The sequence below is a fragment of the Mesorhizobium sp. CNPSo 4671 genome, from assembly GCF_057784245.1.
Genome location: NZ_JBWLUW010000041.1, coordinates 1 through 8,573, shown reverse-complemented (window position 1 = coordinate 8,573; position 8,573 = coordinate 1). Strand labels below are relative to the sequence as shown.

6 protein-coding genes and 3 pseudogenes are annotated in these 8,573 nt (G+C 59.2%); 4 read left to right on the top strand and 5 right to left on the bottom strand.

Annotated elements, in window-relative coordinates; translation table 11 throughout:
• The 4 genes and pseudogenes from AC04SF_RS37055 to AC04SF_RS37040 form a co-directional block, all read right to left on the bottom strand.
• On the bottom strand, positions 1-377 hold a 377-nt coding region (locus AC04SF_RS37055), incomplete at its 3' end, for an ABC transporter permease family protein (protein WP_488481833.1).
• A gap of 2 nt (positions 378-379) precedes the next feature.
• A pseudogene (locus tag AC04SF_RS37050) lies at positions 380-673 on the bottom strand (IS6 family transposase); the annotation flags it as partial.
• Between the two features lie 628 nt (positions 674-1,301).
• A complete protein-coding gene (locus AC04SF_RS37045; protein WP_488481832.1) occupies positions 1,302-1,475 on the bottom strand; it encodes a hypothetical protein in 174 nt (57 codons plus the stop codon).
• A 396-nt stretch (positions 1,476-1,871) separates the two neighbouring features.
• Positions 1,872-1,993: pseudogene (locus AC04SF_RS37040) on the bottom strand (IS6 family transposase); the annotation flags it as partial.
• 492 nt (positions 1,994-2,485) lie between these two features.
• On the opposite strand from AC04SF_RS37040, the pseudogene AC04SF_RS37035 reads away from it, so the two are divergent.
• The 3 genes and pseudogenes from AC04SF_RS37035 to nopM all read left to right on the top strand — a co-directional run.
• Positions 2,486-2,625: pseudogene (locus tag AC04SF_RS37035) on the top strand (aldehyde dehydrogenase family protein); the annotation flags it as partial.
• A gap of 380 nt (positions 2,626-3,005) precedes the next feature.
• Entirely contained in the window at positions 3,006-3,443 is a 438-nt protein-coding gene (locus AC04SF_RS37030; protein WP_488481831.1) for a VirK family protein, read from the top strand.
• Between the two features lie 342 nt (positions 3,444-3,785).
• Positions 3,786-5,528, top strand: a complete 1,743-nt coding sequence (nopM, locus tag AC04SF_RS37025; protein WP_488481830.1) for a T3SS effector NEL-type E3 ubiquitin ligase NopM — start codon at positions 3,786-3,788, stop codon at positions 5,526-5,528.
• Positions 5,529-6,009: 481 nt separating this feature from the next.
• Here nopM and AC04SF_RS37020 read toward each other — a convergent pair whose 3' ends face one another.
• A complete protein-coding gene (locus tag AC04SF_RS37020) occupies positions 6,010-7,659 on the bottom strand; it encodes an MFS transporter (protein WP_488481829.1) in 1,650 nt (549 codons plus the stop codon).
• A 583-nt stretch (positions 7,660-8,242) separates the two neighbouring features.
• Between AC04SF_RS37020 and AC04SF_RS37015 the strand changes: the two genes are divergently transcribed.
• The gene (locus tag AC04SF_RS37015; protein ID WP_488481828.1) at positions 8,243-8,407 is read left to right on the top strand and encodes a hypothetical protein; all 165 of its coding nucleotides are present in this window, start codon (positions 8,243-8,245) and stop codon (positions 8,405-8,407) included.
• Positions 8,408-8,573 lie beyond the last annotated feature (166 nt).

The following is an 8,573-nucleotide window of genomic DNA, read 5'->3' as shown; positions in this document are numbered from 1 at the left end:
AGCTTGTTCTGGTTGAGCGCGGCAATGGTGCCGAGCACGCTGCCAAGCAGCAGCGCCAGGATCAGCGCCGAGGCACCGAGCTGGACGGAAATGGGCAGGCCCTTGGCGAACAGTTCGGTGACGGTGAAGTCCGGCATGTTGTAGCTCGGGCCGAAATTGCCGCGCAAGAGATTGCCGAGATAGTGGACATATTGCAGCCAGAGCGGATCGTTGAGGCCGAACTGGGCTTCAAGGTTGGCCTTGATCTCGGGGCTCAGCCCCCGCTCCTGGTTGAATGGCCCGCCTGGCGCGACGCGCATCAGGAAGAACGCCATCGTCACGATAACGAACAGCGTCGGTATGGCGGTCAAAAGCCGCCGGAGAATATATCGCAGCATCAGCGCCCCGTTTGATCCATCTCGTCGAACCTATGGCCATCTTGGTCGATAGCGCGCCACAACGAGTATTTCCTGCCGGCCATGGTGATGACGACCTCGTCCAGGTCCAGCCTTCTTTTCGGAGGCGCAAGCGGCGAGCGTGACACGCACCGAATTTCATGCCCACCCGCGTTTGTCTCAGACGAAACCCGCAAACCACGCTTCCGCATTCCCGGCAGCATTTCCTCGAGCAAACGCAGGCTCAAGGGAACCCTGTAGAGCCGGACTGCATGAGCGATGATCTGCGGCAGGAATGATGGCCCTTGTAGCTGATGGTCGCGGTGTTGCGTGGGTTACTTTGATAACGCCTTGGCATGTCTTTCTCCTGTGTGTGTCTGCCAGGCGAGCGGGCGGGTACGGAAGTGGTCGCGCTATTGTTGCGGACATACTCGTCGAACCTGACAAAAATCTGACTTATATGCCCAGACAAACAGATGCGCTGGGGGTTGCTGCTGATCGTTGGCACGCATGCCGTGCTGCGATAGGCCCGACGCAGCAATGGTATGCAGACCGCGTCGCTTGCTGCGCCGATCGAACACTCCGGCAAACCACCGCCTGACCGGGGCCGAACTTGAGCGTTCATAGCTTGTGAGTGTGAGATTGAAGTGATGGGAAAAAGGTCATCGACCTCGGAGCGAGGCAAACCCGACTGCCTCGGAGGGCCTTTCGAGCCCGTATCATCGATTGGGCACCGATCCGCGGATGCCGATCAAGGCCAGCAGCTGTGGCTACATCAAGAGGCCGGATACATGGATGCACGCGACCCACGTCTCAAAACTGCAAATCCACCTCTTGCTGGCTAAGGGGCGTCCACATCCGGCTTTCATGGCTCCCCGGTCTGGCAATGGGGCGGCGGCGATGCGTGATACGGTCGGCTTGCTGATATTATAAAGCCTTGCTGTCTCGGCGCCGGAATTGCGCCCGACAAGACGTTTCAGCGCTTTCCGGGCGTTTCTTTGCATCGAGTTTCTTGCGGCGGCTGCCGATCCGCCGCTCCTCGACAAACAGACGTTCCAGAAGATTCGTGGTCCCGGTGGCGCGCCGGTAAGTGATCGGCATTGTCAGATGCGCGTCTCCGGCATCAGGCGGTGTAGAGGAAATCCGACGGAGCCCGAGTAACGTTGTCGCATTGCGGTATATAATTTGTGCATCGCAATATAAGCGCGCTGATCGTTAAGATTCTGGTGTCGGGCATCTACCCCCCTCAAATGAGGTGCCGACGCGGAATGCGGCGTGTCTTGCGCTGCATCTCGAGCCCGCTGCCACCTCCTCCCGGCAGCAGGCTTTTCGAACGATGGGACCTAGGGTGCCTTTCGTTGTTGCGGCTGCGGGGTGTGTGGTCGCCCCTGCCAAAGGAACGGGAGATGGACGCGCCGCGGCCAACGTGTGGACCCTCGATACCGGACAGGGTGACCGCGGGGGCGTGTCGATTTAAAACCAGCGTCGGCAGCGCCAGCGCTTGATGCGCCGATGCTCCTGCTCGCGATCCGATTGTTCAAATACTGGCTCCGGCGCATGCCGATCGGCTTCAGCCCGCGCCCGGAACGATCCTGCAGGCGATTTGTGGTGTCGCAGGATCGCCTCCGGCGAAACGGGCACGGCGGCGGCACCGCACCGGCCGCAATCCCCAGTTCAACATGAAGGCCAAGCCTGAAACCATGGCCGAGTTTGTCGCCATAGCCGACGTCCAGAGCTGGGTGTTCGGCGAAGCGCTGGAGAAGGCGGTCGACCTCCTGCGGGCGAAGTTAGCCACAATTCGTGCGCCACCGGGTGGGAAGGGCAGGGGCAAATCGCCCTTAGGCTGGTCAATTCCCGGTCAGTCGCGCCAGCGGCGCCTATTTCCCCTTTTCCGTGGTCGGTCAACTCGGTCGTGAGCACCAAGACGAACGTTGAGGCTGTCGAGGAACTTGCGTTTCCTAACCAGCTCTAGCGTCAGCCGTTGCGCCGTTTGTCTGGTTGCGCAAAAGAACCAAAGGTACGCGAGCTTACATTCACCTGATCAGCGCAAGTAGGACAGCTGCTCATGGCCCGGGCGCCCCTGGGGCCCTGAAGCTCAGCATGGGACTTGCGGAAATGCACCGTTCATCGTGTTCGACGATGCCGACATAGACGCGGCTGTCCAGGCTGCGATCCTGGTCCAAGGATCGCAACGCAGGTCGAACCCTGCGTTTGTTGTGCCAACCGGCTCTATGTGCAGGCCGGCCCATATGTGACGCCGAACACAAGGTTGAGGGAGCCGACGCCCCTTCTGCAGAACTGCGCTGCCGCTACCAGCGGCGACGGCAGCAATGCGCCGCACCTGCGCCATGATCGGCCCCCCAGCAGGTGATGAATTGTTCCGCCGTTGGACGGCCAAGTTAGAGACCGCATGCAATCTGCAGCGACGGCGGGGCGCCGCGGCGGGGCTCGTCAGCTTCTCGAAAGCTTGCCCAAGTAATGAGCCTCGGTGACTACAACGTGAGGATGGCTGGTCGTAAATAATTTCAATCTATGAGCCTCGAGATCGCTTCTATCGTCACTGCCGAAATCGGCATTGGCAATAGCGTCGGCGAGCCCTCGTTCTCAACATCACTGTAAATCGGATCGCCTATGAAATCTATGCTACCAACCCTGTTCGGGATAATTATGGCTACAACTGCCAATGCTGCCAATGGCAGTCATATATTACAGACCCTTCCCGAGATTGAGCTTGCGCTGACTAGCGGCAAGCAAGTGGATGTTGTTGTCGATCTAAGTTTGTGTACTCCGGCGACCGGCGATACGCCGCCGACCAAGACGCGAGGAGGAATTCGCATAGATGCCTACAGGATCACTTCTGACGGGACCCTTGCTTTTGCGGATCAGCATTTTACGATCGATCCTGACGGTAAGCCCATTCTTCAATTCCTTCGCTACCGAATCCGGTTGGACGGTCACGCCGAATTCACCATGGTCGTATTCAACATGCCAAGCTATGAGAGAAAAGGTACAAGCTTGGCCTACAAGTGCGCGATCAGTCGCGGGTTGAGTTTCTTCGCTCCACAGTGATCGCAGGGGGCTATGTCGGGTGCGCCTTGAGACCGGCGGTGGCACTGTAAAGTTATCAGGATTGATGCGGCAATAGTTCGCCGGAAACAGGTCGGCCTATTAGAAGCAGTGCGCTTCCATGTTGACGGTCCTGCGGACGGATCTGGTCAACGAAATGGCAGGAAACCTCGCATTCGATCCATTTGCCACAACGAGATCCGTGCAAACCGTAGGGCTCGATCCGGGGTCGGGAGCCGCAGCCGAATACATGCTCTCGAATGTCATGCGCTGCGGAACTACCAGCTTCGCGGCCTTGTGAAGCGGCGCGCGTACTACTTTGGTCTGACGACGGAGAAGGTATTGATGAATACAGGACAGGCACAGTCGAGCGCAGGCTCTTCCTCGGCGCCTTCTGCAGACGGCGAGCAGGAAGGTTACAGCGGCGGCTTAAGACGAGCCGTGGCGGATTGGGTCGAATTCTTTACGGGGTATCGGACCCCCACCTCCGCGCGCGCGCAGATCCTGGACAACTGGGTTGTCGAAGAGGGGCAGGGCGATGCCGAAAATCGGCAACAGGGGCGCGCACGAATTAGGGTTTCGGACAATACGGGCTCGCATTCGCTAGATTTGTCCTCCCTCTCCCTGACAGCTTTGCCCGCCGTCCTGCCGCCAAGGTTGCTGGAACTGCGCGCCAGTCACAATGAGCTAAACAACCTGCCCACTGGGCTTCCACTTGGTCTTCAGCGTCTTTTCATTAGCCACAACCGATTGACCAGTTTGCCGGACGCTTTTCCCGCGACTCTCTCTCAGCTCGAGGTGGCCGATAACAGCTTGACCAGTCTGCCGGCCAACCTTCCAGCTGGGCTCCAGATGCTGAACGCAAACGGCAACAGATTAGGCAGTCTGCCAGACGCTCTCCCCAGCAGGCTCACCTCGCTCTCGGTTAGTGGCAATCAGCTGACCAACCTTCCCGAGTCCCTCCCATCGGGGCTCATTGAACTCGATGTCAGCAGCAATCAGTTGGCCAACCTCCCCGACCGTCTTCCGAGCATGCTCCAGTCGCTCAATCTTAGCGGCAACCGGCTGACAAGCCTGCCTGAGGATCTTCTTGAGGGTCTCGTGCCGCATCTCAGTCTCAGCTACCCGAACTTGGAGAACCTCGAAATCTCGAATAACCCGCTGCCGGACGACGTCCTCGCTCACCTGGTGGCGGCTGAAGCGCCGCAGCCTGCGCAGCAATCCTTATATGAGTCTGCCGCGCACTGGCTCGCGGAGGACACGTCGGCGCTGGCCGAATGGCAGCACTTTGCGGATGAGCCAGGCGCCCAGGATTACGCACAGTTCCTGGATCGGCTACGAGGCACTGTGAACTACGGTAGTGACGAATTTCGGCAGGCAGTGGCTCACGATTTGCGGCAGGCGGCGGCCAATCCGAGATTGCGTGAGCAGTTTTTTGCACAAGCTTCCGAGGCCAACGCGACCTGCGAGGATCGTGTTACCTTGCACTGGAACGGCATGCAGACCGCTCGGCTCAATTCTGACGTCGAGGACGGAGTATATGATAATCGGCTTGGTGAACTGATCCAGCTCGGCCGTGTCGCGTTCCGCTTGGACGCGCTGGACGAGATCGCGCGCGACAGGATCAACGTACTCTTCAGCGAACACCCAAACGTGGACGACATCGAAATCTACCTGGCCTATCAACATCGGCTGCGCGACCCGCTAGAGCTCAGTCACGTCGCCCCTGACATGCGTTTCCTGGCGGTCTCTCACGTAAGTGAGGAGGATGCGGCGCGGGCGCTGGACTTGGTCCGCGAGAGGGAAGCGAACCAGTTCACCGACTACATGGCAACCCGCTGGCAACCTTGGGAGACGGTGCTAAGGCGCATCGCTCCCGACGAACATGAAGCCATGCAAGATCGGCTGGTCGAAGCCATGGGCGAAGAGTTTCAAAGCCGCTTAGATCAGCGAATGGCCGAGCATGGTCTGTTGGGCGACCCGGATGCCGAGCGGGTGCTCGGAGCCCAAGTCCGAAACGAAATCGCTGGCGAGATCAAACGCGAGGTTATGCACCGGGTGCTCGCAGACCGTGGTCTCGAACGATGAGCGTTCCCAAGCCCGCGGGGAAGCATTGAGGCCATTTGCTACATGGAAGACCGGTTGCCACACGCTGCCGCCTCGGTATTTCGAATGCGAGATCCCGCTCAATCTCGCCGCAAATGCGCGAACTTCAACGATCGTCCGGAACGATCGAGCCGGTCCGCACCAACGGCGCCCTTTTAGTTCCAGACGTTTCTCTCCTCGTGCTGGAAAACACCGCTATGAACTTTCGAAGAGTCTTGCCGGGCGCAAACTCGGCGCGTCACTCGCTAAGCCGGCAGCTGCGCTGATAGCACTTGGAGAGAGCCATTTCATCGACGTCCGCGATCGTTGCTTGAAACTGCAGTTCATAGCGTGAGCGCCTCATAGCAGGGAGGACCCGCGCCACGGCCGCACAGGGGTTGCGGAATGCCGGCTTCAACTAGATTTGGCTAGCCAGAGACGGTCATGTCACCTGGCCCTCAAGCATACGAGCCCAACCCTGCGATCACAGGCGGAAGAAGAATCGCGTCGATTGATCCCGCTTGCGGGTTGCCCCTGTTGGTCGTTCGATCGAAAGCTTGGTATGGGGCGGAATTCCCATGTTCAATTCGAGCAGATGTTGATCCAACACCTTGTCCGCCGTCGTCAGGCGATGATTCAGGCGCAGATAATCCATCCAGGTCGGCGTGCGAAAGGTTTCTGTCCAAAGCGATGGATCCTGAAGATCGCGCTGAAGGTTCCAGTGCCGAGCACCGACGCGGCTTTGCACTCGCCGTCGTTCCTGCATCCGGTCCAGGAAAGCTTCGACGTTCGCCTCCGGTATTGCGTACTCGGTCTTGACGACGATCGGGCCGCTTCTCGGCTTCACGTCGAGGGCGAGCTGCGGCGTTTCGAAGCCAAAAGGATCCTGATCAGAATCTTGCCATTGACGGATCGGCATGAGGAAACCGGTGGCCGCGACCATTACGAGCGCACCAGCGGAAACCTCCAGGGCCAAAGTGAGCGAATAGTTCTCAGCCACTGTGCCCCACAGCCAACTGCCGGCCGCGATACCGCCAGACGACAGGGCATAATGGATCGAGAGCGTGCGACCAACGACCCACCTTGGGCTTGACAATTGGATACTCACGTCGAGCCCCGTCCAAGTGACGACCCAGCCCGCGCCGCCGAGCGCCAGCGCAATAGCCGCCACCACCACTGAGGAAGTGAAAGCAAGGGATAGACAACAGGCCGCACAGGCAATGCATGCCAGTGTTGTTAGGCGCTCCTGGGACAGAGACCGCCTCAAGACATTGTTGCAAATGCCGACGCATAACGCACCTGTCCCGAAGCCAGCCATCAAGACACCATAAACGATTGGTCCTCCCCCTAGTTGATCCCTGGCGACGAGAGGCAGGAGCGCGAGTATGGAGATGCTGGTCAGGCCAAAAAGCGCTCCTCGCGCGATAGCCGCCATGATCTCCGCAGACAGGGCCGTGAAGCGCGCTCCGTCATGGATGGCAGTGGTCAATGGCTCGCGCGGGAGAGGAGAAGCGCGCACACCCCATGTGCGGCGCCCTATGGTCCACAGCAGCGCTACATAGGTCAGTGTCGCCACAGCGAAAGCTGTCAGTGGTCCAAAGGAGGCGACGACTACGCCACCTAGCGCCGGGCCAACGCTTCGAACGGCGTTATAGCCAACCGAAATGAGCGTGACCGCGGCTGGCACTTCGCGTTTTCGCAAAATATCGCCGACCGACGCGTGCCAGGCAGGATCGGTGAAGGCGGCGCCTGCTCCGGCCAAACAGCTGAATGCGAGAACCATCCATGGACTGAAAATCCCCAGCGCCGCAAGAACAGTCAGCATCGCAGAGGATAACGCTATAGCGCACCAGCCGGCGAACATGAGATTGCGGCGGCTGTAATTATCTGCCAGGGCCCCGGCGATAATCGACAGGACGAACACGGGCAGCGTGGTCGAAGCCTGAACCAAGGCGACCATGACGTCCGAAGTCGAGATGGTCGCCATCAGCCAACTGATGGCGACAGTTTGAACTAGCCAGCCAAGGCTGGCGACCTGCGTGGCAAGCCAGATCGAACGAAAGGTTGCATTTTCGAGCGGCGCAAATGTCGCCGACGAAGCTGGACTCGCATTTTCACGCGCCACCCTGCTCATTGGGTCGAGCCTTCCTCGGTCTATCGGTCGCGTTAGAGGTGCCCTCCCGGCCCACATTGCCCATGGAGGGATGGCACCATGAGCGCATTTTGTCGGCGCAGCGCAAGATATTTCTTTGCCGCTGGCACGCTGGCGCAAGCGATTGCTTCATCTGGAATTGCCACCAACGCCCTTTCATGGTTCCTGGTCCCTGTCACATCGTCGCCTGGTGCTCGAAAATCCGCGCCATGCTGACCGCCGGTGCTACTGAAACGCGGTCGGGCGCGCCATGACTTTTTCGGCTTTGCAAAACGGGCAGCCATATTGGAAGATGCGATTTCCGCCACGCAATGACTGGCTGCCTACAACCCGGCAGTGGAAAAGTCACGGTATAGTGGTGGCTGGCATGGGGGACGCTGAGGATGGCACTGTGTCGACATTCCAGCGGTAGCCAAACACAGAAGCAGGTCTCGACATTGGCGGCGCAGTCCTCCCACCCATCAGAACCGCACATCGATCGCGAGCGGCCGGTCTCGGCGACCAGCCGAACCGTTCGGTTGGGCAAAGAGTGCTACCAAGGGTCTGTTGCCCCGCAGGAGCGGAGATGACCGGCTTGAGCAGATTTGAGAGGCCAGTCGTTGTTCAGCTTGGCCACCACGGCTCGGAGCGGATCGTGTTCGAAGTCAATGACGCGGCCGATATCTTGCTGCGTGATCTTCAACGTCAGACCGTGAAACGCAAGGCCGCGATGGATGCCTGTCTTAAGTAATGGCGAGCTCGCCATTACTGCAGTAATCAGCAGCAGTTCATAATGAGAAGGAACGCGCCGAACACGTGGTTTTTGCTGGGCCGGTGGTGACGCGTTCCTCGACATTATTTTGCGGAATTACAAGGTGTCGAGCCAGGCGATAACGCTCTGGTCCTCCTTCCACGAC